This is a genomic window from Xanthobacter sp. DMC47, from assembly GCF_056313845.1.
Window position 1 is genome coordinate 49,240 of the sequence record NZ_JBQUZM010000005.1, and the last position, 26,356, is coordinate 75,595.

Annotated in this window: 13 protein-coding genes and 1 pseudogene; 7 read left to right on the forward strand and 7 right to left on the reverse strand. The window is 69.6% G+C overall.

Annotated features, from left to right (window positions below; all coding sequences use genetic code 11):
* Positions 1–21: 21 nt before the first annotated feature.
* Positions 22–2,724, forward strand: coding sequence for a bifunctional diguanylate cyclase/phosphodiesterase (locus ACT54R_RS20465; protein WP_476329348.1), 2,703 nt, complete (start codon positions 22–24; stop codon positions 2,722–2,724).
* Between the two features lie 4 nt (positions 2,725–2,728).
* On the opposite strand, the gene ACT54R_RS20470 is transcribed toward ACT54R_RS20465, so the two are convergent.
* Positions 2,729–3,805, reverse strand: a complete 1,077-nt coding sequence (locus ACT54R_RS20470) for a class I SAM-dependent methyltransferase (protein WP_476329350.1) — start codon at positions 3,803–3,805, stop codon at positions 2,729–2,731.
* 98 nt (positions 3,806–3,903) lie between these two features.
* On the opposite strand from ACT54R_RS20470, the pseudogene bchE reads away from it, so the two are divergent.
* Positions 3,904–5,446, forward strand: a pseudogene (gene bchE, locus ACT54R_RS20475) (magnesium-protoporphyrin IX monomethyl ester anaerobic oxidative cyclase).
* 9 nt (positions 5,447–5,455) lie between these two features.
* On the opposite strand, the gene ACT54R_RS20480 reads toward bchE, so the two are convergent.
* The 3 genes from ACT54R_RS20480 to ACT54R_RS20490 all read right to left on the reverse strand — a co-directional run bounded on the left by ACT54R_RS20480 (position 5,456) and on the right by ACT54R_RS20490 (position 15,375).
* Positions 5,456–7,003, reverse strand: coding sequence for an adenosine deaminase family protein (locus tag ACT54R_RS20480; protein ID WP_476329352.1), 1,548 nt, complete (start codon positions 7,001–7,003; stop codon positions 5,456–5,458).
* A gap of 316 nt (positions 7,004–7,319) precedes the next feature.
* A complete protein-coding gene (locus tag ACT54R_RS20485; protein WP_476329354.1) occupies positions 7,320–7,970 on the reverse strand; it encodes an invasion associated locus B family protein in 651 nt (216 codons plus the stop codon).
* Between the two features lie 259 nt (positions 7,971–8,229).
* The gene (locus tag ACT54R_RS20490; RefSeq protein WP_476329356.1) at positions 8,230–15,375 is read right to left on the reverse strand and encodes a hypothetical protein; all 7,146 of its coding nucleotides are present in this window, start codon (positions 15,373–15,375) and stop codon (positions 8,230–8,232) included.
* Positions 15,376–15,956: 581 nt separating this feature from the next.
* On the opposite strand from ACT54R_RS20490, the gene ACT54R_RS20495 reads away from it, so the two are divergent.
* Positions 15,957–16,736 (forward strand): helix-turn-helix transcriptional regulator, encoded by a 780-nt coding sequence (locus ACT54R_RS20495; RefSeq protein ID WP_476329358.1) that lies wholly within the window; start codon positions 15,957–15,959, stop codon positions 16,734–16,736.
* Between the two features lie 43 nt (positions 16,737–16,779).
* Here the strand turns inward: ACT54R_RS20495 and ACT54R_RS20500 are convergent, their stop codons facing one another.
* Complete coding sequence (locus tag ACT54R_RS20500) at positions 16,780–17,469, reverse strand: gamma-glutamylcyclotransferase (protein ID WP_476329360.1); 690 nt, start codon at positions 17,467–17,469, stop codon at positions 16,780–16,782.
* Between the two features lie 312 nt (positions 17,470–17,781).
* On the opposite strand from ACT54R_RS20500, the gene ACT54R_RS20505 reads away from it, so the two are divergent.
* The 3 genes from ACT54R_RS20505 to serA all read left to right on the forward strand — a co-directional run bounded on the left by ACT54R_RS20505 (position 17,782) and on the right by serA (position 22,650).
* Positions 17,782–19,953, forward strand: coding sequence for a histidine kinase dimerization/phosphoacceptor domain -containing protein (locus tag ACT54R_RS20505; RefSeq protein WP_476329362.1), 2,172 nt, complete (start codon positions 17,782–17,784; stop codon positions 19,951–19,953).
* 140 nt (positions 19,954–20,093) lie between these two features.
* Positions 20,094–21,107 (forward strand): LLM class flavin-dependent oxidoreductase, encoded by a 1,014-nt coding sequence (locus ACT54R_RS20510; RefSeq protein WP_476329364.1) that lies wholly within the window; start codon positions 20,094–20,096, stop codon positions 21,105–21,107.
* A 283-nt stretch (positions 21,108–21,390) separates the two neighbouring features.
* Positions 21,391–22,650 carry a phosphoglycerate dehydrogenase gene (serA, locus tag ACT54R_RS20515; RefSeq protein ID WP_168457611.1) on the forward strand — a complete coding sequence of 420 codons (1,260 nt, stop codon included), beginning with the start codon at positions 21,391–21,393 and terminating at the stop codon, positions 22,648–22,650.
* 72 nt (positions 22,651–22,722) lie between these two features.
* Here serA and ACT54R_RS20520 read toward each other — a convergent pair whose 3' ends face one another.
* Both ACT54R_RS20520 and ACT54R_RS20525 read right to left on the reverse strand, forming a co-directional pair.
* Positions 22,723–23,469, reverse strand: coding sequence for an outer membrane protein (locus tag ACT54R_RS20520; protein ID WP_476329366.1), 747 nt, complete (start codon positions 23,467–23,469; stop codon positions 22,723–22,725).
* A 258-nt stretch (positions 23,470–23,727) separates the two neighbouring features.
* Positions 23,728–24,642, reverse strand: a complete 915-nt coding sequence (locus ACT54R_RS20525) for an SMP-30/gluconolactonase/LRE family protein (RefSeq protein WP_476329368.1) — start codon at positions 24,640–24,642, stop codon at positions 23,728–23,730.
* Between the two features lie 252 nt (positions 24,643–24,894).
* Here ACT54R_RS20525 and ACT54R_RS20530 point away from each other — a divergent pair, with 252 nt between their 5' ends.
* On the forward strand, positions 24,895–26,115 hold the full coding sequence (locus ACT54R_RS20530; protein ID WP_476329370.1) for a serine hydrolase domain-containing protein: 1,221 nt from the start codon (positions 24,895–24,897) through the stop codon (positions 26,113–26,115).
* The last annotated feature ends 241 nt before the right edge of the window (positions 26,116–26,356 follow it).

Consider the following 26,356-nt stretch of genomic DNA (forward strand, 5'->3'; position numbering starts at 1 on the left):
CCTGGCCAATGACGCCGTTCCATGATCTGGCACCGCCTCAAGCTGTCCGTCATTGCCGGAACCGTCGTGATCTTGGCCCTGCTGGGTATCGGGACGGCGATGCTCGCCCATCGCAGCCTCGACGCGGCGCTGCTCGCCGCCGAAACCGACATCGAGCGTTCCGCCCAGGGCGTTGAGAATGCGCTCAACCGCCAGCTCCTCCAGATCCATGGCGCGCTCGCCACCATGCGCCCGATGTTCGCCGCCGTCGGGCTCACGCCCACCTCGCCGGCCGCCAACGAGCTGCTGCGCGGCCTGAACCTTCAGACCATCGCCTTCCGCGACCTGATGCTGGTGGCGCCCGATGGCGCCATCCTCGCCTCCGCCCGCCCGCGGGGCGTGCTGCGCACGCTGCCCCTTGCCACGCAGGTCAGCGGCCTTGAGCCCGCCGCCATGCTCGGCCCGCTGCAGAACCCGGTGACCGGGGACTGGGCGCTCTATGCCGCCCGGGCCGTTCCGGGCTGGGGCGGCGTGGTGGCCGTCGCCGACGTTCCCATCCTCTCGCTCATGAAGATCCTGGCGGAGACCGGCCTTGCCCCCGGCACCCGCATCCGCATCGAACGGCCGAACGGCCAGCTCGTCGCCTCCCTGCCCCACGACGAACTCGCCATCGGGGAGTGGCGGCACGGGGCGCTGGGAACGCGCCCCCCCGATGGCAAGGCCTTCGTGGCCACCAACGACGCGGGCCAGCCGGAACTCGCCGTGGTGCGCGCCTCCCTGCCCGGCGATCTGCGCGTGGTGCTCCTCACCGACCTTGCCGACGTGCTCGCGCCCTGGCGGCGGGATCGCGACCGCATGATCGGGGCGGCGGCCGTCGGCGCCGCGCTGGTGACGGCCTTCGCCGGTGCCCTGCTCATCGCGCTGCGCCAGCGCGAGACGGTGGACGCCGAGCGCGCCCGCGCCACGGCGGTGCTCGCCAATGCGGTGGAAGCCATGTCCGACGGCTTCGCCCTGTGGGACGGCGAAGACCGCCTCGTCGCCTGCAACCAGCGCTATCGCGAGCTGTTCTCCATCACCGCCCCCTATCTGGTGCCGGGCGCCCGCTTCGAGGACGTCATGCGGGCGGGCGCGGCGGCCGCCCGGGCGCCCTTGTCCGGTCCGGCGAGCGAAGAGGAAGTCGCCGAGCGGGCCAGATGGCATCGCCCCGACCACAGCCCGGTGGAGCGGCGGCTCATCGACGGGCGCTGGGTGCTGATGACCGACCGGCACACCGCGGACGGCGGCGTGGTGGCGCTGCGCACCGACATCACCGCGCTCAAGGCGGTGCAGGCGGAACTGGCCGAGGCCAACTGGCGCGCCACCGCGGCGGCGGACGAGGCGCAGCGGCAGAACATGGCGCTGATCGAGCGCGAGGGGCGCATCCGCTTCCTCGCCCACCATGACGACCTCACCGGCCTGCCCAACCGGGTGGTGTTTCGCGAGCGCATGGGCAAGGCGCTCTACCAGGCCGCCGAGCTGGGCGAGAAGATGGCCCTGCTCTATCTCGACCTCGACCGCTTCAAGGACGTCAACGATACCCTCGGCCACCCGGTGGGCGACGCCCTGCTGCGCACCGTGGCGTCGCGCCTCACGAGCTGCGTGCCCGCGACCGACCGGGTCGCCCGCCTCAGCGGCGACGAATTCGCCGTCATCAGCATCGGCCAGCAGCAGCCGGAGGCGGCCGCGCAACTGGCGGAGCGCATCATCGCCCTGCTCGGCGCGCCCTATTCCGCCCTCGGCCACACCATCTCCATCAGCGTCAGCGTCGGCATCGCGGTGGCGGAGGTGGCGTGGACCGACGCCGACACCCTGCTCAAGCAGGCCGACCTCGCCCTCTACCGCGCCAAGGCGTGGGGCCGCGGCACGCTGTGCGTGTTCGAGCCGGAGATGGACACCCACCTGCGCGCCCGGCTGGAGATGGAGCAGGATCTGCGGGAGGCGCTGGCGCAGGAGCAGTTCGAGCTGGCCTACCAGCCCATCTTCTCGGTGGCCACCGGCGCGCTCACCGGCTTCGAGGCGCTGCTGCGCTGGAACCACCCGCGCCGCGGCGCCGTCGATCCCTCCACCTTCGTGCCGCTGACCGAGGATTCCCGCAGCATCGTCGAGATCGGCGCCTTCGTGCTGCGGCGGGCGGCGGCCGACATCGCCGGCCTGCCCGGCACGCTGAAGGTGGCGGTGAACCTCTCGCCGGTGCAGCTCGCCTTCGGCGACATTGTCGGCACGCTGGAGGCGGCCCTGCGCGACAGCGGCCTGCCCCCCGAGCGCCTCGAATGCGAGATCACCGAGAGCGCCCTGTTCGAGAGCGAGCAGACCAGCCTTGCCGTGCTCCAGCGGCTGCGCGCGATCGGGGTGAAGATCGTGCTCGACGATTTCGGCACCGGCTATTCCAGCCTCAGCCGGCTGCGCCTTCTGCCCCTGGACAAGATCAAGATCGACCGCTCCTTCGTGCAGGACGCCACCGAGGGGTCGGCGAGCGCGGCCATCGTCGAGGCCATCACCGTGCTCACCAGCCGGCTCGGCATCGCCACCGTCGCCGAGGGCATCGAGACCGAGGAGCAGTGGGCGCTGCTCGCCCGCACCTCCTGCGCCGAGGCGCAGGGCTTCCTGCTCGGCCGCCCCCTGCCCATCGCCGAGGCGGCGGCGCTCGCTCGCGATGGCTACGGCGTGCCGGTGGCGCTGGCGCGGGGCATTTCCGCGCCGCCGTGACGCCCTACCCCGCCTTTCGGTAGAGCCCGGTGAGGATCACCATGGGCGACAGGAGCGGCTGCGGCGCCGCGCGCATGCGCCTTTCGAGCCCGGCCATCAGCCGATCCGTGAACGCCGCGCGGAAATCGGCATCGCGGCCGGTGTCGAGCGCCGCCAGCAGTGAGGGCAGGAAGGGCGCACGGAAGAAGCCGAGATGCTTGTCCGCCAGGGCCGCCGCATCCCCGTCCGTCGCGTAGGCCGGCCAGAACGGGTCCGGCATCTCCCGCGCCTCCTCGGCGACGAGGGTCAGCCCCGCGAAGGCGCCACCGACGAAAGGAAGACGGGCCTCGGCGGCGGTGCGCTCGAACACGAGGATGGTCATGCGCCCGCGCTCGTCCGGCGTCAGGGCGCCGCCGAGAACCATGGCGTCCAGCTCCGCGTCCACCCAGGGCATCAGCACCGGGAAGGTGGTGGGCTCGGCCTCCGGCAGGCTCGGCTGCACCACAACCAGGGCGCCGCCCGGCTTCAGCTCCTGCGCGCGGGCGGCGAGGAAGGCCCGCCAGTCCGCTGCCGCCTGCGCGGCGAAGGCGGCGCGCACCTCCGGCGCCGTCTGCCGCGGCCACACATGGCCGGCCGGCATCACCGGCGCGTGGCTCATCCAGTGGGCGGCAAACGAGCACCAGCCGAAATCAACGCAAGCATCGGGCAGCACCTGCTCGTGGAAGGTACGCCCCACCGCCGAGGCGAAGGCGCGCGCATCGCGCCTGAGATAGCTTTCGGGATCGTCCCGCAGCAGCTGGAACAGGCCGGTGAAGTCATTGCCCGGCTGATCGGTATGGACGATCGACACCGGCACCTCCGGCCCCAGCCGGCGGCGCACCTCGCCGAGCGCCAATCCCATGGGCGCGAGCGAGTTGCGGCCGGTGGCGCTGCCATAGTCGGCCAGCGTGACGGGGCCCTGGAGCGCCATCCCCTCGAACGCCCGCGCGATCAGCGGCAACCCATGGGCGCCGCCCTTCGCCTGATGCTGGGCATGGTCGTTGTAGAACCCGCCCCCCTGCATGGGCGCCGGGCCGTCCGCCCGCTCGTGACCCTCGGCCATCATTCCCTCCCGCTTGCTCGGAGGATGGCACATCTGCCGGGGACCGGTTAAGCAGTGACGCATCGGAAGCCCCATCGGCGCAGAGGAAGCGAGGGCGCGTGTGCATCCTGCTCATCAACGTGCCGCATCCCGCCATCGGCAGCCGCATCCCGAACGATCACCTGCCCCCGCTCGGCCTCCTCGCCATCGGCGGCCCGCTGATCGATGACGGGCATGAGGTGCGCCTCGTGGACGGCGAGCTGAAACCCATGACGGCGGCCGAACTGGTCGCCGCCGCCGTGGCCTTCCGGCCGGACGCGGTGCTGTTCGGCCATCCGGGCTCCACCTCCGCCCACCGGGTGATCGCGGCGGTGGCGGCCGGGGTCGCCCTAGCGCTGCCCGGTGTCTTCATCGTCCATGGCGGGGTTTTTCCCACATATCACTGGCGCGACATCCTCGCCGCGGAACCTCACGTGACGGCCATCGTCCGGGGCGAAGGCGAGGAGACGGCGCGCCGACTCATGGCCGCGCTTCACACCGGCAAACCGCTCGGCGACATCCCCGGCATCGCCTTCCGCGACGCCGACGGCCCGCGCGCCACCCCGCCCGCGCCGGTCATCCAGAACCTCGATGCCTACCGCATCGGGTGGGAGCTGATCGATCACGCCCATTATTCCTATTGGGGCGGGCTGCGCGCGGTGGTGGTGCAGTTCTCGCGCGGCTGCCCGCATCCCTGCACCTATTGCGGCCAGCGCGGCTTCTGGAGCCGCTGGCGCCACCGCGATCCCGTCCTCTTCGCCAAGGAACTGGCAAGGCTCCACCGGGAGCAGGGCGTAAAGGTCATCAACTTCGCCGACGAGAATCCCACCTCGTCGAAGAAGGCCTGGCGTGCCTTCCTGGAGGCGCTGATCGCGGAGGAGGTGGACCTGATCCTCGTCGGCTCCACCCGCGCCGACGACATCGTGCGCGATGCCGACATCCTGCACCTCTACCGCAAGGCCGGCTGGGTGCGCTTCCTGCTCGGGCTGGAGAATACGGATGCGGCCATCCTCACCCTGATCCGCAAAGGCGGTGGCATCGACAGCGACCGGGAGGCGATCCGCCTGCTGCGCCGCCATTCCATTCTTTCCATGGCCACCTGGGTGGTGGGCTTCGAGGAGGAGACCGACCGCGACCACTGGCGCGGCCTGAGGCGCCTGCTGGCCCATGATCCCGACCAGATCCAGATGCTGTATGTGACGCCGCATCGCTGGACGCCCTACTACCGGCTCGCAGCCGGCCGCCGGGTGATCGAGCCTGACCGCCGCCGCTGGGACTACAAGCACCAGGTGCTCGCGACCCGCCACATGCCGGCGTGGCGGGACACTCGCCTGGGTGAAGCTCACCGAGGCGGTGCTGCAATTGCGGCCGAAGGCGCTCCGGCGCACGTTTCTCGAGCGCGACCCGCGCCTGCGCCACGCCATGCGCTGGTACACGAAGATCGGCAGGCGGGTGTGGCCGCACGAGATCCTCGGCTTCCTGCGCCGACCGCCCCGCCGCGACACGGGGGCGACGGTCGCGGACCTGTGGGGTCCCTCCCAGGAGCTCGAGGAATATGCCATGGCGTCCCCGCCCCGCAGGCCGGCGGAAGCGCCCTCCCACTCGCAGAAAGAGAACGCCTGAGACCCGCCTTCAACGCCCTCCCGCGCCCACCAGTGCGCGGAAGAAGGCGGCGATGCGCGCCTTGAGGGGCAGCGAGCCCGTCACCTCCTGCTCGAAGGCGGCGAAGGCGGCATCGAGACGGGAGCGCTGGCGGGCCTTTTCCGGCGGCGGCAGGAAGGCCTTGTCGATGGCGGTGTGCGCGAAGCCCTTCAGCCGGCGATAGCCGAGGCCGTGGTCCTGCGACGCGCGCAGATATTCGTTGGTGAGGTCGATGCGCGAGACGCCCGCGTCGTCGGTGGCAAGCGTTACCGGTACGCCGGCGGAGAGATAGGTGCGGATGGGGTGGCGGCGGTCGCGCACGCCGAGGATCACGTCGGACGAGGTGAGCGCGATCTCGATGGCGACGCCACGCGCCTTCAGCTCCGCGAGCAGCCCGTCCATGTCGCGCTCGAAGCCGATGGCGGTGCCATGGCCGATGCGCCGTGCCCCCGCCGTCTCCACCGCCTCGCGGATATGGAAATCAAGGTCCGAGGGCGGCACCAGCCCGATCCACAATTCGCCCGCATGGAGCGCCACCGGCACGTCCTTGCCGGCGAGGAAGCCGATCCACTTCATATGGGTGCGGTAGTCCTGCCGCGCAGTGCGGTAGTCCTCCGGGCCGACATAGTTGAAGCCGGCCACGATGTCCGGCAGGGCCCGCACGAGGGCGGCCGAGACCGCCGTCTGGGCGAACACCTCGGCCGGCGCGCCGTTACGGTTCACCTGCGCGATATAGCGGAAATCCACGCCGCAGCCGGGGCGGTTCGCGTCCGCCGAACAGCCGCGCAGGGCTTCCACGCGGGCGACGAGAGCCTTGATGTCCGCCACCCGGCGGCGCACCACGTCCGCCATGCCGGCCTGATCCAGCGCCGCCAGCATGGCTTTCGGATCGCGCTCGGCGCCGATGGCCTGGCCGAGGCGGCGGCGGTCCTCGCCCTCCAGCAGCGTCACCATCAGCTCGGCATATTGAACGTTGTCGGCGCGATACTGGCGCAGCTGGTCCACCGTCATCTCGGCGGTGCGCTCCAGGGTGCGCGTCCAGTCCGGTCCGCCGGCGGCGGGATTGAACTTGGAGAAGGAGGCGAAGAACTGGTCGTGGCCGGACGGCACTTGAGGGGTGGGCACGAACCAGCGCAGGGAGAGCGCATCCACCAGAAGGTCGAAGGTGGTCTGGCCGCGCCAGCCGGCCACCGCGTCGGCGATGGGGACGATCTTGGGATCGGCGCCGCAGGGCTTCTCGGCGCTCGCGTCGGCGGGCGGGGACAGGATGTTCATGGCGGCGGGGTCGAGGCACAAGCCATCCTTGATGGCCCAGGCGATCAGCCGCTCGGCATAGACGGCGCCGGAGAGATGGGTGTGCAGGTCGCCGCCCTTGGGCATGCGGTGCAGGAAAGCGCGCTGGCGGTTCGGCTCCGGCCGCATCCGCTCGAACTCGGCGGCGGTGATCGCCTCGGGCAGGCGGCTGGCGACGACGGCGGCCCGGATGGCGACAAGCGCCGCGATCAGGACGAACGCGGCGATCAGGATACGGCGACGCAACAGGGCCTCCGGGGCGCGGATCTGAACTCGGGCGTGACCCTAGAGAGCCGCCGCGCGGCTGGCAACGCGGGAGGGGCGCGAGCGGCGGAGAGCTGGGAGGAATCCTCTCCGCACTCCGTCAGGCGCCGGGCCGCCCCGTCTTGCCCCGGAAGAGCGCCGTCATCGCCCGCCTTGTGCGGGCGATCCACTTCTCCGCCCGAGGGGTGCCGGGCCTGATGAAGGGGGACAAGCGGCAAAGTGGATCCCCCGGACGAGCCGGGGGATGACGGTAGCGACGAAGCGCGACGGTAGCGACGGGGCGGCCCGCGCCGCCCCCTCAGCTCTTGGCCAGTCCGGCGAGCACCTTGTCGACGCCGGTCACGCCCACCTTCACGTTCACCTGCCGGCCGTCCTGCAGGCGGAAGGCGATGGTGGCCTCCTTGGCGGCGGACAGCTCCCTGGCGAGGGCGGCGTCGTAGGCGATGCTCGCCTCGCACTCGCTGGTGCTGCACCACTGATAGGCGAGCTTGCGGGTGTTCTGGCCGAGCACCAGGTCCACGCCGTCGCGCACCAGAACGCCGGTGGGCGTGGTGATGGCGATGGTGGGAACGTCCTTGCCGTCCTTGCCGATCTTCCACACCACCACGACGCGCTTGGACTGGTTGTCGGTGATGCGCAGGGCGCCGAAGCAGGTCTTCTTGCCGGTTTTGGCGCCGGCGGCGGGGGGCAGCTCCTGGCAGGTGAGCACCCAATTGTCGAACGACTGGGTCTCGGTCTTCACCGGGCCGGTGGGCGCGGCGGGGACGGCCGGCTGGTTCTGGGCGGTGCGGTTCTGGGCCTGCGCCGTCTGCTGGGACTGCGCCACGGTGACGGCGCCCGTATCCTCGGAGAACAGCACGGCGAACGGCGTCGCCGCGAGGAGCGCGGCAAGGGCCAGGAACGGACCGGTGCGGAAGGAGCTGGCGCGGAACGGACGGGGAAGGAACACGAGACGCCTCCGTGGACGAGGACTCGGGGACAGAAGGGGCAGGACCGGAGGCACCGGACCGGCGCCGCCGGTTCCGCCGCGGCGCGGTCCCGGACGGGCGGAATACGGCAGCCCTCGCGGGTGCCCGCACCCGGCTGGCGAGGATGGGGCGGCGCGGCGCGAAAGCCAAGCTCCGTCGCGATCTTGTCCCCGGAGAAGAAACGGGCGGCGCACCCTCACGGCACGCCGCCCGCCGGACTGATCGAGGATCAGGCTCCGCTCACCACTGGTAGCGGACACCGCCCTTGGCGCTGCCGGCCGTGAAGTTGTCGCCGAACTTCACATCGGCACTCACGAAGCCGTTCCAGCCGGTGTCCTTGGCGAACACGTTGAGCCCGACACCGAGCTCGCCGAACAGGCCGTCGAAATTGTCGACGGTGCCGAAGGGCACGCCCGGATTGAACACGGTCACCGCGTTGTCGCCGAGGAACTCGTACCAGAGGCGGCCGGTCACGCTCGCCTGCACCCGGTAGGTGGCGGCGTCGTAAATCTGGCCGCCGACGCGGGCGCCGAGGCTACCGCGCAGGCTGTCGTTGTTGCCGAAGTCCACGAAGGTGTTTCCGGCAATGGCGAGGTTGGAGATGTTGGTATTCACGTAGGACAGGGTGGCGAGGCCGTCGAAGAACCCGCCGTTGGCCCAGGTGAAGAGCCGGTAGCCGGTGTCGAGGGCGAAGCCGACGTTCCGGGCGTCCGTAGACTGGCCGAAGTAGCCGATGCCCGCGAGCGTCGGCGCGTTGTAGTCCATGGAGAGGAAGTCGGCCTTGATGAGGGCGTCGAAGTACCAGTTGCCGGTGATGTAGGTGGCATAGGCACCGACCGTCCCGCCCGAGTAATCCGCCGAGGTGGGCGAATTGTCGAAGTTCAGGTTCGACCCGACATAGCCGCCGAGGACACCCAACACCACCGCGTCGTTGGTGGTGAACACGCTCTCCTTGCCGAAGTCGGCACCGGCGATGAAGCCATAGATGTTCTGGCTGTAGCTGGTGTCGAACCCGTAGATGCCGCCGCCGGCCGTGAAGGTGTTGGAGGCATCACGCGAGCCCCAGCTGCCGACCACCTTGCCCCAGATGCCGGGGGTGACGGAGGCCGGATCGCCATTGACGGTCTTCACGCCTTCCTTGGTGACCAGCTGCGTGGGCGTGCCCTGCAGGTAGGTGCGCAGGTCGGCCTGGCGGTCGAGCCACACGCCGGTGGTCTCGTGCCAGATGGCCTGGGCGCCGGTGACCAGCTTCGGCAGCTCGAACACTTCCTGGTCGGGCAGGCCGATCAGGTAGGTGTCGTTGCCCTTGACCGTGAGGTCATAGAAGAACAGGCCCTTGTCGATGACGCCGCCGAACTTCGCCGAGTAGTTGGTGGAGCCGGGCGAGATGTAGAAGCTCGTCGGGTCCGTGGTACCGGCGACGCTCTGCACGTCCACCACCTTGATGCCGGCGAGGTTGAAGGCACCGGGTCCGGCGTTGACGTCGTGGATGAGCAGGCCGGTGGAGCCGGTGGTGACGAGGCCGGCGATTTCCACACCGTTCACGTCGAGGCCGCCGACCGCGAGCTGGTCCGAGGTGGAGCCCGCGGCGCCGAGGTAGCTGTCGAGACCCACCGTGCTGTTGCCCACGCCGTTCCACTTGCCGCTGACATAGGTCACGTCGCGGGTGCCGTTGCCGGCGATCTGGCCGGGAACCTCGTCGATCATGGTCAGCAGGCCGCTCTGGAGGAAGAGCGGATCGCCGTTGTTGAAGGTCTCCAGGCTGTTGAAGGTGGTGGTCTCGGCCACCGCCCCCTGCAGCGCGGTCACGATGCGGCCGGTGTTGTTCAGGGTGTCGTTGCCGGCCCCGAAGTAGTTGTTGCCGACCGTCACCCAGGTGTTCGACGACAGGTTGTTGAAGGTGTCGTCGTTGTTGGTGAGGCCGATGCGGCCGACGATGGTGCCGTCGTTGGTGATGGTGGTGGCACCGCCGTCGGTGTCGATGACGATGTCGCTCGCCGCCACGATCAGGCCGGGCAGGTTGTTGCCGCCCAGGTAGCTCCAGGAGCTGACCAGCGTGCCAGCACCCACATTGATGATGGTGCCGTCGTCGCTGTTGACCGAGATCACCGCCTCGCCCCAGCTCTTGCCGGAGCCGATGACCGCATTGTTGGTGCCGATGTTCACCGTGGCGAAGTCGGCCGAGAAGATGCGGATGGCGTTGCCGACGCCGCTCTTGTCCGCGTCGCCGCGGATCAGGGTGCTGTCGGTGGTGGTGATGGTGACGTTGTCCCAGCCGCCGGCACGGATGCCCTTGTCGTTGGCGACAACCGAGCTGCCGACACCGGTGGCGACGAAGATGTCGTTGCCGGGACCGAAGGCGAAGTTCGTGGCGGTCAGGCCGTCATCCCCCGCGGTCACCGTGCTGAAGGTGCCGGTGGTGAGGAAGATGTCGCCCGAGCCGGCGAACTTGTTGGCCACGATGCCGTCGCCGCCCGCGGTCACCTTGCTGGCGAAGCCGGTGGTGACGGTCACGTTGCCGGTGGAGGCGATCGACTGGGCGTCGATGCCGGTGCCGGAGGTGGTGATGCCGCTGCCGAGGCCAGTGGTGACCACCACGTCGCCGGTGCCGAGGAAGCGGCCGGCGAAGATGCCGCCTGCCGTCGCGTTGATCTGCGCGAGCTGGCCGGTGGTGACGGTCACGTTGCCGGTGCCGAAGGTCTTCGAGGCGATGACACCGAAGTCCTGCGCCGCGATCGTGGTGGACCCGGCCTGGCTCACGTTCACGTCGCCGGTGCCGAAGAGCGCGTTGGCCTCGACGCCGTTGGCGGTGGCGGAAGTGATGTTGGCGTTGGCGTTCACCTGGACCGTGCCGTCGCCGCCCTTCAGGATGAAGATGCCGTTGTCGGTGGCGGTGATGGCCGCGTTGTTGGTCACCGTCACGTCGCCGGCGGTCAGCGCCAGCGAGCGCACCTGGATGCCCTCGTCGCCGGCGGTGATGGTGCCGTTGGTGGTGATGATGATGTTGCCGCCGCCGAGCTGGCTCACAGCAATGCCGTCGTCACCCGCATTGATGGTGCCGTTGGCGGTGGTGGTGATGGTGACGGGGCTGTTGCCGCCGATGGCGAAGGCATGGATGCCGTCGAGGCCGGTGGCCGCGCCGCTCAGGCCGCCCACCGCCGCATCCACGTCGATGGTGGTGGGGCCGTCGCCCAGCTTGAAGGTCAGGATGCCGATGCCGTCGGACTTGATGGTGCCGCCGGAATTGACGTTCACGTCGATGGCGCCGTTGCCGATGTTGGCGCCGACGATGCCGATGGCGGTCGCCTGGACCTCGGCGTTCACGTTCACCGTGGCGGTGCCCGAGCCGAGGGTCAGCGCGCCGCCGCCCACCGCGGGCGGATCGATCACGCCGTTGATGTTCAGCGTGGCGTTGCCGGAGCCGCCGGAGATGGCGGCCGCGCCGATGAAGCCGCCGGGCGCCACCGTCACCTTGTCGTTCACCGTCACGTCGGTGTTGCCGCCGGTGTTGAAGCCGACGACGCCCGCGATGGCGGCGTTGACCGTGCCGTCGGTGACCACGGTCACCTGTTGGCCCGCGCCGATGTTGCCGCCGAGGACGCCGATGCCGTTGGCCGAGGTCACGGCCGCCAGGGTGTGGACGTCCACCGTGCCGCCGTCGCCGATGGAGAGGGCGCCCACGCCGAGCAGGTCGCCGCTCACGGTGCTCTCGGTGAGCACCTTCACGGTGTTGTTGTTGCCGAAGGCGAGGCCGGCGACGCCGAAGCCGTCTGCCGAGGTGACCGCCGCCTTGGTGTTGATGTCCAGCGAGCCGCCGGTGGCGCCGAGGATGCCGCCGACGCCGAGGAGCCGGCCGTCCACCGTCTGGTCGGTGGTGACCTTCACGGTGTTGGCGCCGCCGCCGATGGCGCCGCCGAACACGCCGAAGCCGTCCGCCGAGGTCACGGTGTCCTTGGTGTGGACCGTGACCTGGTTGGTGTCGCCGAGCGCCAGGGCGCCGACGCCGAGGTAGCGGCCGGTCACCGCCTTGTCGGTGGTCACGTCGATGGTGTTGGAGCCGAAGCCGAGGGCTGCCACGCCGAAGCCGTTGGCGCTGTCCACGGTGTCCTTGGTCTCGATGGTGAGGCTGCCGCCCGTGCCGCCGATGACGCCGCCGACGCCCAGCAGGTCGCCCGCGACCGCCTTCTCGGTGGTCACGGAGACGGTGTTCGGGCCGGCGCCGATGGCACCGCCGAGCACGCCGAAGCCGTCGGAGGAGGTCACGGTGTCCTTGGTCAGGACGGTGACGGTGTTCTGGTCGCCCAGCGCCAGGGCGCCGACGCCGAGGTAGCGGCCGGTCACCGCCTTGTCGGTGGTCACGTCGATGGTGTTGGAGCCGAGGCCGAGGGCCGCCACGCCGAAGCCGTTGGCGCTGTCCACGGTGTCCTTGGTCTCGATGGTGAGGCTGCCGCCCGTGCCGCCGATGATGCCGCCCACGCCGAGGAGGTCGCCGGAAACGGCCTTCTGGGTGGTGACGTTCACCGTGTTGGCGCCGGTGCCGATGGAGCCGCCGAGCACGCCGAAGCCCGAGGCCGAAGTGACCTTGGCCTGGGTCTCCACATTCACCGTGGTGCCGCCGCCGCCGAGGTTCAGGGCGCCGACGCCGAGCAGGTCGCCGGAGACTTCCTGCTGGGTGGTCACCTTGATGTTCTGGCCGGTGCCGAGGCCGAGGGCCGCGACGCCGAAGCCGTCGGAGGAGGTCACCTTGTCCTCGGTGACGATGGTGAGCTGCGAGCCCGCGCCGCCGATGAGGCCGCCGACGCCGAGGAAGGTGCCATCCACCTGCTCGCCGGTGGTGACCTTCACCACCGAGCCGTCGCCGAGGCCGGCGCCGATCACGCCCGGGCCGCCGGAGGTGACCGCGGCGGTGGTGGAGACGTCCACGTTGCCGTTGGCGCCGATGGAGAAGCCGCCCACGCCGAGCAGGCCGGAGTCGATGGCGCCCGAGGTGGAGACCTTCACCACCGCGTTGTCGCCGATGGCGCCGCCCAGCACGCCGATGCCGTCATTGGTGATGGCGGCGGAGTTCTTGACGCCGACGTTGCCGTTGTCGCCGATCACCACGCCGCCGACACCCAGCAGGCCGCCGGTGATGGCGCCGGTGTTGGTGACCTTCAGCTGGGCGTTGTCGCCGGCGATGAGGCCCGCGACGCCCGCGCCCTGGGTGCCGATGGCGCCCGAGTTGGTCACGGTCATGATGGCGTTGTCGCCGGCGACGATGCCGAGCACGCCAGCGACGTCGGCATTGACCGCGCCCTGGTTGTTCAGCGTCACGGTGTGGTTGTCGCCGAACGCGCCGGCCAGCACGCCCACGCCGCTGTTGTCGGAGATGGCGCCGGAGTTCACCACCTTCACCGTGGTGCCGGAGCCCTCGCCCACCGCGATGCCCGCGACGCCGAGGAAGCCGCCGGTGACGGTGCCCGAATTCTTCACGTCCACATTGGTGCCGGCGCCCGCGCCGCCGAGGTCGAGGGCCGCGCCCAGCACGCCGATGCCGCCGGTCTCGATGGCGCCGGAGTTGCGCACCTTCACCGTCTCGGTGCCGGTGCCCTCACCCACGACGATGCCGCCGACGCCGAGGAAGCCGGCATCGACCACGCCCTTGTTGTTCACCGAGACGTCGTTGCCGTTGCCGACCGCGAGGCCGAGCACGCCCACGGCATAGTCGGTGACCACGCCGTTGTTCTTCACGTCCACGTCGGCACCGGCACCGGCATTGTTGTTGCCGACCTTGATGCCGGCGACGCCGAGGAGCGGCGTGGCGCCGGAGGAGGACTGAACCGAGGCGTTGTTGTCCACCACCGCGCGGCCATTGCCGACGTTGAGGGCGACCACGCCGATGAGGTCGGCATCGATGGTGCCGGCGGTGTTGGTGGTGGCGGTGCCGCTGCCGATGGCGAGCGTGCCGGCGCCGATCAGCGGCGGGTCGATCACGCCGGAGAAGTTCACCGTCGCGTTGCCGTCGCCGCCGGCGATGGCGCCGACGCCGATGAGACCGCCCGATGCGACCTCCACGGTGCCGGTGGTGTGGACGTTCACATTGCCGCTGGTGTTGAAGCCGAGCACGCCGCCCTGGGTGCCGGAGACGTCCTTGGTCTTCACGTCCACCGTGCCGCCGGTGCCGATGGAGCCGGCGATCACGCCGAAGCCGCCGGTGGCGTCCACGTTGTCCTTGGCGTTGACCTTCACGTCGTTGCCGGTGCCGATGCCCACCGCGAGGATGCCGGTGCCGTTGCCGGCCGTCACATTGTCAGCGGTGGTGACGTCGACGGTGGCCTTGCCGGTGCCGACCGCGGAATTCCAGGTGGACGGGTCGTTGGGGTCGAAGCCGGCGAGATCGCCGACGCTGGCACCGATGGCGGTGATGCCGTTGCCGCTGGTGCCCTCGATGTCGCCGGAGACGTTCACCGTGGTGTTGGACGTTCCGTTGAGGCTCCCCGAGAGGGCGAAGATGCCGTTCGAGCCGCCGGTGACATCGGCATTGCCCTGCACCGTGGTGGTGGCGGAGGCGGGGCCGCTCAGCGGCGCCGCGATGGCGGAGGCGGTGATGCCGGCGCCGGTCCCGCCCGTGATGCCGCCGCCGTTGGCGGTGACGGTGGTGGTGGCGGTGGCACCGGTGGCGCCGGTCACGGTCGTGAGGGCGGAGATGCCGTTGGTGCCGCCGGTGACGGTCGTGCCCGCGGTCGTGATGGTCGTGGTGCCGGTGCCGGCGCCGATCAGGTTCGCGCCGACCGTGTTGACCTTGATGCCGTCGCCCGTGCCACCGAGGAAGTTGCCGCCGGTGGTGGACACGGTGGCGGTGGAGCCGGTGTTGATGACGAGGCCGTTGGTGCCGCCGGAGACGTAGGCGGCGGGCAGCGACGAGAAGTTGACGCCGGCACCGGCGTTCAGGTCGATGCCGTCACCTGTCCCGCCCGTCGATGTTCCGGTGAACCCGGTCATCGCGATCGAGCCGAGCAGGGTGTTGTAGCTAATGCCGGTGGCACTGCCGGTGAAAATGGCACCGGTGTTCGTGCTGGTGATGTTGCCGCCGGTGTTGATGGTGAGGGCCGTGCCGCTGGGCGCTGTCAGGACCGTCACGCCGGTGGGCGCATTCACCGTGGTGTTGGCGATCGCGCCGCCCGAGAAGCCGTCATTGTCCGTACCGGAGCAGGTCACGGTGACGCTGACACCGATACTCTGGGAGCAGGCCGCATTCGCCGTCCCTGGCTGGACCACGCCCGCAAGCACCGTCGCCAGAGCGGAGCTGAGAAGCAGCGCGCGCATACGACCCCGGTTCACCGAAGGATGCGCCTCAACGCCAGACAGGATGGTGCCGCCCGAATTGACCATCTTCACCCCCAACATGCGGCCGGAGGATGCCTTCCGCCGGACTGGATCCGTTTTTGGCCGCCACAATCTGCGACCTTTGGTTGTGGAGCGATTTTCGCACTCCTCGAACTGAGGCGAACTTACCCAGCGTCTGCAATCACCTCTCCGCAGGACGCGAATCATCACTGCTCAAAATGCGAACTTCTTCATATTCACGTGATGTGTTGCACTTCTGCCATGGTCTATTTTTTCAATTTAAATCAGATATTTATATCGAAAACTGACACGGAACGGTTGCCCGCAACCACTCAACGGCCGAGCCCAAGACAGAATAACTGACGGTAATTTAGTAGCGTGGATTGCGTTTAGACTCTGTTTGCCGTGTTGTATACACGTCAAGGGAGGCAGGGCGGCCAATCATGGAGGACTTTGAGAAGATTTCGCAGACGCAATATTTAAGTATTCATGATTGCTCTGCGTCAAATTCACAGACTCATCGGGCGCAACTGCAAGGTGGCGGCCCTGTGGCGCACAAGGTGAAGAGGGTTAACGATCGGTTAACGCTGCGCCAGACGCTGTTACCAAATGTGGCCATTATTTGTGCGGAAGCGCCACAATTGGGCGCCCTGCGCCTGACGGTGCTGGAGCTGCCCCTTACTCTGGCCGGACGCGCCAGCGAATCCTCCACCATCGCGCTCGATCAGGGGCCGACACAACCGATCCCCGCCAACGTCCCGTTCCTAGCAACGGTGCGGCGTCGCGCGGACATCCGCTTTCCCGCCGGGTCGGTGATTCTGGTGGCGGCCCCCGACCGCACGCCGGGCGCCGGCGAGACGGACGCGGGCACAGGCGCACTGACCACCGATCCGGACGGAACGGTCGAGCTGCTTATCACGCAGGCACAGTGCATCGTCGGGCGCGACCTGCCGCCCGCCCTGGCGCGGGCCTGCGAGGCCGGGCTGCTCGCCCTGCTCTCGGTTGCGCGCGAGCGGGAGGGCGGCGGACCGCGCACCGGCGACCACCTGTTCCGCGACATCCTCGCCGACATCGCCGCCAATTGCCGCCAGCAGGATTACGGCGTCGCCCAGGTGGCGCAGCGCTACAAGCTGAACGTGCGCACGCTCCAGAAGATGTTCCAGAAGCACGGCACCACGCTGCGGGAGCACATCACGGCCGCGCGCCTGAAATATGCGGGCGCGGCCCTGCTCGATCCCGCCAATGCCGGAAAGAAGGTGTCGGACATCGCGTTCGAGGCCGGGTTCAATGACATCGCCACCTTCAACCGGCTGTTCCGCCGCACCTTCGGGCGCGCCCCCTCGGCCTTCCGCACCGAGGCGAGCCGGGCCGCGGCCGGCGCCGCCCGGGCCGAGCAGGCGGACATCAGCCCCGCGGGGTGAGCGCCTCGCGGCGTCATCCTTGGCTGTCGAGCGCCTTGCGGCGTTACCCTTGGCTGTCGAGCGCCTTGCGGCGCCTGCGCACCGCATCCGCCAGCGCATCGAGGGCGGGATCGCTCACCCCGTGCCCGGCCAGCCCCTCGCAGGTGGCGAACAGGTAGTCCGCAGCCGAGCCGATGGCGCCCCGGGCGGTGGCGAGGCGGTCCACGACCTCCGCCTCGCTCAGGCCGCCCGCATAATGGGGATTGGTGCGATCCATGGTGAAGGCGATGGCGCTGCCGATGCGCCCACCGGCGGGGTCGTTCACCTCCAGCCAGCGCGGCACGTAGGCCCCGGCCAGCATCTCACGCCGCCATAGCAGGGAGAGTTCGTGCTCCAGCCCCTCCTCCGGCAGGCGCAGGGCGACGCCGGTGCAGTCGCCGCCCGCGTCGAGGGCGAGGGTGAGGCCGGGCCGGGCCGGCGAGCCACGCCCGACCACGGTCTCGAGGCAGAAGGCACGATGCCAGCCGTCGATGCGGCCGACGCGGCACTCCTCCACCCGCACGGTCGGGTTCCAGATCAGCGAGCCGTAGGCGAAGAGCCAGGCCGGCCCCTCCGGCCGCGCGGCCAGCGTGGCGTCGAGGGAGGCGGCACGCTCTGCCTCCGTGAGCACGGCAAGGTCGGGCGCGTCGCGCGCCACCAGCGCGTCGATGCCGCCGGCCTCGATGAGTTCGCGGGTAAGGGCATTCATCTTCATGGCTGCCCCTATTTAAGCAGGAACCACGCCAATTCCCATCCCGCCAGCCACATGCCCGCATGACCGATGCCGGGCGCCCCTCCCCTGGTAGGGCATGGCACCCGGCATCCGGCCGGAAACTGCCCCGGAACCGACTTGGCATTTGGCTTGGCCGCAGAAGCCGTGCCATGAAGGGAGAACAAACCGCGCTCATCGCTTCGTCTACCGGTGGCGGGCGCGGACATCGGAGGCTCGCCGGGGGGCGCGGCCGGCCTCGGTTCACCATCGGCGCAGCATCGGCCGCGCCGCGAGATCACGAGCGCGAACTGCCCCATGAAAGACGCTTCCGTCAGCAGCACCGCGCCCCACGCCGCGCCGGATGTCGGCGCGTGCGACCGCGAGCCGATCCACATCCCCGGCTCGATCCAGCCGCACGGCCTGCTCCTGGTGGCGGACCCGCGCACACGCACCGTCATGGGCGGCGCCGGCGACATCGAGGGCCGGCTCGCCGAGGCGTGGCTGGGTGCCACCCTCGACACCCTGCTCGGCCCGGACATGGCGGCACCGCTCCAGGCCGCCATCCAGCAGGCGCCGCAGAACGGCGTCACCCGCCTCGGCCTCGTCGCCGGGCGGCGCGAGACCTTCGAGGCCCTTCTGCACCGCGCCTCCCAGGGCCTTCTGGTGGAACTGGAGCCTGCCCCCGAGGTGCGGCTCGGCGCGGCCGAGGTGCTGGCCGGGCTCGACGCGGCGTCGGTCAGCTTCGAGCGTGCGCCGGACCTGCGCAATCTGTGTGCGGAGGCCGCCGCCGTCTTCCGCCGCATCACCGGCTTCGACCGAGTGATGATCTACCAGTTCCTCGACGACGAGGCGGGGACGGTGCTCGGCGAGGCGAAGGCGAAGGAGATGGGCTCCTTCCTCAACCACCATTTCCCCGGCAGCGACATCCCCCGGCAGGCGCGCGCGCTCTATGTGCGCAACCGGGTGCGGGTGATCCCGGACGTGGCCTATGAGCCGGCCCCGCTGCGTCCGGCCGAGGCGGGGCTGGCACAGCTCGACCTGTCGGACGTGATGCTGCGCTCCGTGTCGCCCGTCCACGTCCAGTATCTGCGCAACATGGGGGTGGGCGCCTCGGCGTCGGTCTCCATCGTCAAGGACGGGGTGCTGTGGGGCCTCGTCGCCTGCCACAACCGCACGCCCCGCCGCCTGCCTTATGAACTGCGCATGGCCTGCCAGTCGCTGGCCTTCAACCTCGCCCGCCAGATCCGCACCCGCGAGGAGGCGATGCAGTATCGCGACCGCATCCGGCTGCGCGGCGCCGAGGATGCCCTCGCCGACTATCTTTCCGCCGATGCGCCGGTGGAGGACGTGCTCGCCCGTCACGGCGACGACCTGCGCCGGGCGCTGGGCGCCGACGGCTTCGCCGTGGTGGAGGCCGACCGCATCCGCGCCAGCGGCCGCTGCCCGGACGAGGCGGCACTCCGGCGCATCGCCCGCTGGGTGGAAGGAAAGGCCCAGGCGCGCGCTTTCAGCACCCCGTCCCTCTCCGCCCTTCTGCCCGCCGCCGCCGAGTTCGCGGCACTGGCCAGCGGGCTCGCGGCGGTAAGCATCCCCGGCGACGCGCCGCTGGTGCTGATGTGGCTGCGCGCCGAGCAGGTGGAGGTGGTCAACTGGGCCGGAAACCCGCATCGCGACGACCCGGCCAATCCCGCCGCCCACCTCAACCCGCGCGCCTCGTTCGAGGCGTGGAGCGAGACCGTGCGCGGCAAGTCGCGCGCCTGGTCGCTGGCGGAGGTGGAGACCATCAGCCGGCTCGGCCACGCGGTGCTGCAGGCCCGCCAGAACCGGCGGGTCCGCGACCTCAACCGCCGGCTCTCCTTGACCGTGGTGGAGAACGAGCGGCTGCTGCAGCACAAGGATTTCCTCATGCGCGAGGTGAACCACCGCGTGCAGAACAGCCTGCAGTTGGTCTCCTCCTTCCTGCGCCTGCAATCGCGCCGCCTCGGCGAGAGCGAGGCGGCCTCGGCGCTGGCAGAGGCGGAGCGCCGGGTGGCGGCGGTGGGCCTCGTGCATCGCCAGCTCTATGCCGGCGAGCAGGTGGAGGCGGTGGACCTCTCGCGCTACCTCATCGACCTTACCCGCGAGGTGACGAGCGCCCTCGGCAAGGAGTGGGAGGCGCACATCAGCCTCGACGTGGCGCCGGTGCTGATGGCGGCCGACCGCGCCGTGCGGCTGGGGTTGATCCTCACCGAACTGGTGCTCAACACCGCCAAATATGCCTATGGTGGCGCCCCCGGCCCGCTCAGGGTGGCGCTGGAGCAGCACCGCGACCGCTTTCGCCTCGTCGTCGCCGACAGCGGCAGCGGCAAGGTGGGCGAGCGGCAGGGCTTCGGCACCATCATGATCAAGGCCATGGTGCAGGGCCTCGACGGCATCCTCTCCGACGAGGAGAACGCCCCCGGCCTGCGCACCATCGTCACCGCCCCCATCTGCCCGGCCGGGACGTAAGACGGGCGGGCGGGCGCTCAAGCCCCGCGCGGGCTTGACCAGAGCCCCTTCCCCGGCGCCCCTTGTGCCGCCCCTTCCGCTTTCCGGCCGCCGTCCCTATCTCACCACCATCTTTCGTTCGGGGGCGGACGAGGCAGTTGATGGCCCAGCTTTCCATTCTCGATCTCGTCCGGGTGCGGGAGGGGTTCGGCCCCCGCCAGGCCCTGGACAATGCCCGCGACCTCGCCGCCCATGCGGAAGACTGGGGCTATCGCCGCTTCTGGGTGGCCGAGCATCACAACATGCAGGGCATTGCCAGCGCCGCCACGGCGGTGGTCATCGCCCATATCGCGGCGGGCACCGAGCGCATTCGGGTGGGCGCGGGCGGGATCATGCTGCCCAACCATGCGCCCCTCGTCATCGCCGAGCAGTTCGGCACGCTGGCGCATCTCTTCCCCGGTCGCATCGACCTCGGCCTCGGCCGCGCGCCCGGCACCGACCAGATGACCATGCGGGCGCTGCGCCGCTCGCTCACCAATTCCGACAATTTCCCCCAGGATGTGCAGGAGCTGGAGGCCTATCTCGGCCCCGCCCAGCCGGGCCAGACGCTGTTTGCCGTGCCGGCGACGGGCACTGAGGTGCCGCTCTGGATTCTCGGCTCCAGCACCTATGGCGCGCAGCTCGCGGCGGCGCTCGGCCTGCCCTACGCTTTCGCCTCCCACTTCGCCCCGGCCGACCTGCTGCCGGCACTGGAAATCTACCGCGCGCGCTTCAAGCCCTCGGACGTGCTCGCCAAGCCCTATGCCATGGCGGCGCTGAACGTGATCGCGGCCGAGACCGACGCCGAGGCCCGCCGCCTCGCCACCACCCAGCAGATGTCGGTGGCCGACATCTTCCGCGGCGCGCGAGGCCTCTCCAAGCCGCCCATCGACGACATCGAGGACTATTGGACCCCCATGGAGAAGGCGCAGGCGCAGCGCTTCCTCGCCCGCTCGATCATCGGCGGGCCCGAGCGCGTGCGCGACGGCATCGCCGCCTTCGTGCGTGAGACGGGGGTGGACGAGGTGATGATCGTCTCCGACGTGTTCGACCACGACAAGCGCCTCGCCTCCTACCGCATGATCGCGGAGGTGGCGGGGGAAGCGGTCGCGCCGGAGGCGGTGGCGGCGGTGTGAGCCCCGCACCGCGCAGCCGGAGCCGTCATCTCCCCGCTGCGCGGGCCATCAGCGGCCCGCGCTGCACTTCTGCCGCAACGTAAAGCTCCAGCCGCGGCAAAGGCGCGCGATCTCTGGACTGGGGCGGCAAAATCGCTACCTTCGCGCCGCCGCCGGGCCGGCATCCGCTACCCGGCAACCACCATTCCGAACCGAACCCCGCGAGAGGCCGGCAAGCGACCTCTCTCCGCGGCAGCGCTTTCCGCGCGGTTCGCCTGTTGATCGCCGAAGGACGTCGCGCCCCGTGACCCAAAACGCCCCCCAGCTTTCCCTGTCCCGCGACAAGATCAAGGTGCTGCTCCTCGAAGGCGTCAACGACAGCGCCGTCGAGATGATGACCAATGCGGGCTACACCAACCTGACCCGCCTGCCCAAGGCGCTGGACGGGGAGGCGCTGAAGGAGGCGCTGAAGGGCGTCTATCTGCTCGGCATCCGCTCGCGCACCCAGATCACCGCCGACGTGCTGGAGGCAGCGGACCGCCTCATCGCCATCGGCTGCTTCAGCGTCGGCACCAACCAGGTGGACATCGACGCCACCCGCATCGCCGGCATCCCGGTGTTCAACGCCCCCTTCTCCAACACCCGCAGCGTGGCGGAGCTGGTGATCGGCGAGATCGTGATGCTGCTGCGCCGCATCCCCAACCGCTCCGCCGCCGCCCATGAGGGCCTTTGGGACAAGTCGGCCACCGACAGCCACGAGGTGCGCGGCAAGACGCTCGGCATCATCGGCTACGGCAACATCGGCTCGCAGCTCTCCAACCTCGCCGAGGCGATGGGCATGCGGGTGATCTATTACGACCACACCGACAAGCTCCGCCACGGCAACACCGAGCCGGTGGCGACCATGGCCGAGGTGCTCTCCCAGAGCGACGTGGTGAGCCTGCACGTGCCCGAGACGCCCGCCACCGCCGGGATGATCGGCCGCGCCGAGATCGCCGCCATGAAGAAGGGCGCCTATCTCATCAACAACAGCCGCGGCACGGTGGTGGACCTCGACGCCCTCGCCGACGCGCTGAAGGAAGGCCGCCTGCGCGGCGCGGCGGTGGACGTGTTCCCGGTGGAGCCCAGCGCCAACGGCCAGAAGTTCGTCTCCCCACTGCAGGGCCTGCCCAACGTCATCCTGACCCCGCACATCGGCGGCTCCACCGAGGAGGCGCAGGAGCGCATCGGCGCCGAGGTGGCGCGCAAGCTGCTCGATTATTCGGACACCGGCTCCACCATGGGCGCGGTGAACTTCCCGCAGGTGCAGCTGCCGGCGCGCCCCACCGGCACGCGCTTCATCCAGGTTCAGCGCAACCTGCCCGGCATGCTCGGCCGCCTCAACGAGGTGCTGGCCCGCCACGCGGTCAACATCGCCGCCCAGTATTACGAGACCAACGCCGACATCGGCTATGTGGTGCTCGACGCGGACGCCTCGGCCGTGGACAGCCAGGCCATCCTCGCCGACATCCGCGCGCTGGAAGGCACCATCCGCGCCCGTCTGCTCTACGAATACAAGGCCTGAGCCCGGCACCAACGACAAAAGACCCGCCGGCGTCGCCGGCGGGCCTTCGATCCGGAAAGATGTCGCGCCCGGTCAGAACTTGTAGTTCACGCCGGCCTTGAAGGTCTGGATCTTGCTGTCCACCGAGCCGGCGCCGATGGTGCCGTTGGCCGTGTCGAGGACGGCATAATTGTAGTTGCCGAGATCGACGTAGAGATATTCGGCCTTCACCGTCCAGTTGTTCGTCACCGCGAATTCGCCGCCGGCGCCGACCGTCCATCCCCAGGTCGTTGCGGCGCTGGAGGCGTTGACGATGCCTGCCGGATTGGTGACCGTGGCCTCGAACGAATTGCGGCCGTAGGCGGCACCGCCCGTCACATAGGGCAGGAAACGGTCGATGGCATAGCCGAGGCGCGCCCGGACCGTGCCGAAATAGCTGAGCGACGGCCCCACGGTGAAATTGCCCACGGTCCCGGAGCTGTCCAGCGTCGCCAGCTGGCCCTTGATGCCGGACCATTGCAGATCGGTCTCGACGCCCAGCACGACGTTGTTGGCGAACTGGTAGTTGTAGCCGACCTGACCACCGGCGAAGAAGCCGGAGGAGCTCAGCGAGGCCTGGTCGTAGCTGGTGAACACACCGCCATTGGACGTGACGCCGGTGGCGGTGGGCGCGCCGCCGCCATAGCCCGCGTTTCCGCCGATATAGAAGCCGGTCCAGGAGAAGATCTTCGTCGGAACGGCCTTCACCGGATACTTCATGGCGAGGTCCGCCGCGCCGGCCGCGACAGGAAGCGCCGCGAGCGCGGCGACGCTGATGAGGGAAAGGAGGTGACGATGCATGGCTCGGGTTCCGAACGACAATAGACGGCACAAGCGCTGCGCGCGGGGCGATGAGGCCCGACGGGAAAGCACTGCGGAATCCGGCGCGGTATCAGTACGAAACCAGATTTTTCCTCGCGATATTTTTGCGAAGACCTGGAATGCCTTGCGGCCCGCCCTGCACTGAACGCTAATCCGAATGGGGGGATTTTTCCCCATCATGGTTAAGAATGACCTAAGGCACGCTGCGTTGCGGGCGAAACCTGTCCGTCCCTGATCTCAGGCGTGCGAATACATGCGCCGGCCCGGCACCGGCAGATCGGCGCAAAGGATGGTGCCGGTCTTCGATTCGGTGATGAAGAGCGTGCGGTTGTCCGGACCGCCGAAGGCGCAATTGGTGGTCAGATGGCCCTCCGGCGACTTGATGCGCAGCATCGGCTCGCCGAGGGCGCTGAACAGCCACACCGAGCCGAGACCCATGTGGCAGACGACGAGGTTGTCCTCCTCATCGATGGCGAGGCCGTCCGGCCCGCCGCCCCCTGAAAGCTGGATGAAGGTGCCGACCTTGGTCGCCGTGCCGTCGCGCATCAGCGGGACGCGCCAGATGGCGTTGGCCCGCGTCACGGCGAGGAAGAGCACCGTCTCGGCCTTGTTGAGCACAAGGCCGTTGGGGCTCGGGATGCCCTTCAGCACGCAGTCCAGCCGCCCGTCGGCGGTGAGGCGATAGAGGCAGCCGGAGGGATCGTGCCAGCCGGTCTGGCCCTGGTCGGTGAAATAGAGGTCGCCGTTCGACGCGAAGATCAGGTCGTTGACGCCCTTGAAGCGCTGGAGCATGGCCCGCTCCAGATAGGGCTCCACCCGCCCGGTGGCGGGATCGAACACCATGATGCCGTGCCGGTGGTCGGTGATGAAGCCGCGGCCGTCCTTGTGGAACTTCAGCCCGTTGGGCTCGCCGTCATACTCCGCCTCGACGCTGATCCCCCCCTGCGGCGTCACCTTGATGAGGCGGCCCCACGGGATGTCCACGACCCACAGATTGCCTTCGCGGTCGAAGGAGGGGCCTTCGAGGAAGGTGGTCAGCGGCACGCCACCGAACTGCACCTCGTTCCACTCGGAGCGGCGGCCCTCGACCCTTAGGGCGTCGGGCATGACCACGAACGGGCGAGCGATGACGGCGGGCGGGGCGGCATACATGGGCTTCCTCTCGGGCTTCCTCCTCGCGCTCCCGGCGGTGGCCACACGATGCCGCGCCTCGGCGGGGGGCCGCACGCTTGAGCTTTGCTTCCGGTTCTACACGCCCGGCCGCCCCTCGGGTAGCGCGCCCACCGGCCGCCGTGCGCGTCTGTCAACCCCGGACATTTGCGCCTTGCCAACCGGGGGGTCGGCCTGCGTTCATGCGGCCACGCTTGGCCGGATCAACGGCGCAGCATCATCGGGGGAGCAGGCATGGACTTCAGGCACTCGGGATCGGGCTTCTCTCACCCCTTCGGGCGGCGCAGCCTCGGGCGGATGGCACTGGGCCTCGCCGCCGCGCTCGCCCTCTCGGCCCCCGTCCACGCAGCCGAAAACCTCGACACCTATCTGGAAGGCATCCGCGCCAAATACGGCCTGCCGGCGCTGGCCGCCGCCGTCACCCGCTCGGGCGAGATCGTCGCCTCGGGGGCGGTGGGCAAGCGCGCCATCGGCCTCGACATCCCGGTAACGGTGGAGGACCGCTTTCACCTCGGCTCCGACACAAAGGCCTTCACCGCCACCGTCGCCGGGACGCTGGTGGACGAGGGCAAGATCAAGTGGACCAGCACCCTCGGCGAGGTGCTGGGCGGCAAGGTGAAGGACATGAACCCGAAGCTCGCGGCGGTGACGCTGGAGCAGCTTCTGTCCCACACCAGCGGCATCCCCTCCGACAACGATGAGATCATCGGCATCTATTTCAATCCGGTGGGCTTCGAGAAAACCACCACCGCCCTGCGCCTCGACGCGCTGGAGCGCTGGAAGAAGAACGCGCCCGAGGTGCCCAAGACCGGCTCGCCATTCCAGTATTCCAACCTCGGATACACCTTCGCCGGCGCCATGCTGGAGGAGGTCTCGGGCAAGCCGTGGGAACGTCTGGTGGAAGAGCGCATCTATGCACCGCTCGGCCTGAAGAGCGCCGGCTTCGGCCCGCAGGCCACCTTCGGCAAGTATGACGCCCCCATCGGCCACATGCTGGACGACAAGGGCAAGCCCACGCCCATGGCCTGGGGCCCCTCGGCGGACATCCCGCCGGTGATCGGCCCGGCCGGCATCGCCCACATGTCGGTGCTGGATTTCGCCCGCTGGGGCGACTGGAACGCCGGTCAGGGCAAGCGCGGCCCGCACATCGTCTCGCCGGAGACGCTGGCCGTCATCCACAAGCCCCACGTCACCACCCCGCCCTTCAAGGACCCGCCCCCCGGCACGCCGTCCTCGGGCGACTACGCCTTCGGCTGGGGCGTGGTGAAGCTGGACTGGACCAAGACGCCGGTGCTCACCCACAACGGCTCCAACAGCATGAACTTCGCCAAGATCCTGGTGGAGCCGGCGAGCGACATGTCGGTGGAGGCGGTCACCAACTATCCCGGCCAGGTCGCCGAGGCGGCCACCACCGAAGTGCTGAAGCATCTCTACGGGCAGTTCGCCCCGAAGTGAGGCGAGGGGTTCGCCTTCTCCCCTTGCGGGAGAAGGTGGCGCGCGGCCAAGCCGCGTGACGGATGAGGGGTGAAAGCCGCGGCGCCGTCGGGACGTGGGCCCCCTCACCCCCGACCCCTCTCCCGCAAGGGGAGAGGGGAGAGGCGAGACCGCGCCGTCAGCCGCCCCTACCTCCCCCGCCCCTTGATCTCCATCAACGCTCATCAGCCGGCTAAGGCTCATGTTTTCGCGCGGTTTTCAG

Excerpts from the sequence above, each read along its gene's own strand:
- ACT54R_RS20530 (WP_476329370.1), top strand. The coding sequence starts at position 24,895 with ATGGACTTCAGGCACTCGGGATCGGGCTTCTCTCACCCCTTCGGGCGG.
- ACT54R_RS20520 (WP_476329366.1), bottom strand. The coding sequence starts at position 23,469 with ATGCATCGTCACCTCCTTTCCCTCATCAGCGTCGCCGCGCTCGCGGCG.
- ACT54R_RS20505 (WP_476329362.1), top strand. The coding sequence starts at position 17,782 with ATGAAAGACGCTTCCGTCAGCAGCACCGCGCCCCACGCCGCGCCGGAT.
- ACT54R_RS20510 (WP_476329364.1), top strand. The coding sequence starts at position 20,094 with ATGGCCCAGCTTTCCATTCTCGATCTCGTCCGGGTGCGGGAGGGGTTC.
- ACT54R_RS20490 (WP_476329356.1), bottom strand. The coding sequence starts at position 15,375 with ATGTTGGGGGTGAAGATGGTCAATTCGGGCGGCACCATCCTGTCTGGC.
- ACT54R_RS20470 (WP_476329350.1), bottom strand. The coding sequence starts at position 3,805 with ATGGCCGAGGGTCACGAGCGGGCGGACGGCCCGGCGCCCATGCAGGGG.
- ACT54R_RS20500 (WP_476329360.1), bottom strand. The coding sequence starts at position 17,469 with ATGAAGATGAATGCCCTTACCCGCGAACTCATCGAGGCCGGCGGCATC.
- ACT54R_RS20465 (WP_476329348.1), top strand. The coding sequence starts at position 22 with ATGATCTGGCACCGCCTCAAGCTGTCCGTCATTGCCGGAACCGTCGTG.
- ACT54R_RS20525 (WP_476329368.1), bottom strand. The coding sequence starts at position 24,642 with ATGTATGCCGCCCCGCCCGCCGTCATCGCTCGCCCGTTCGTGGTCATG.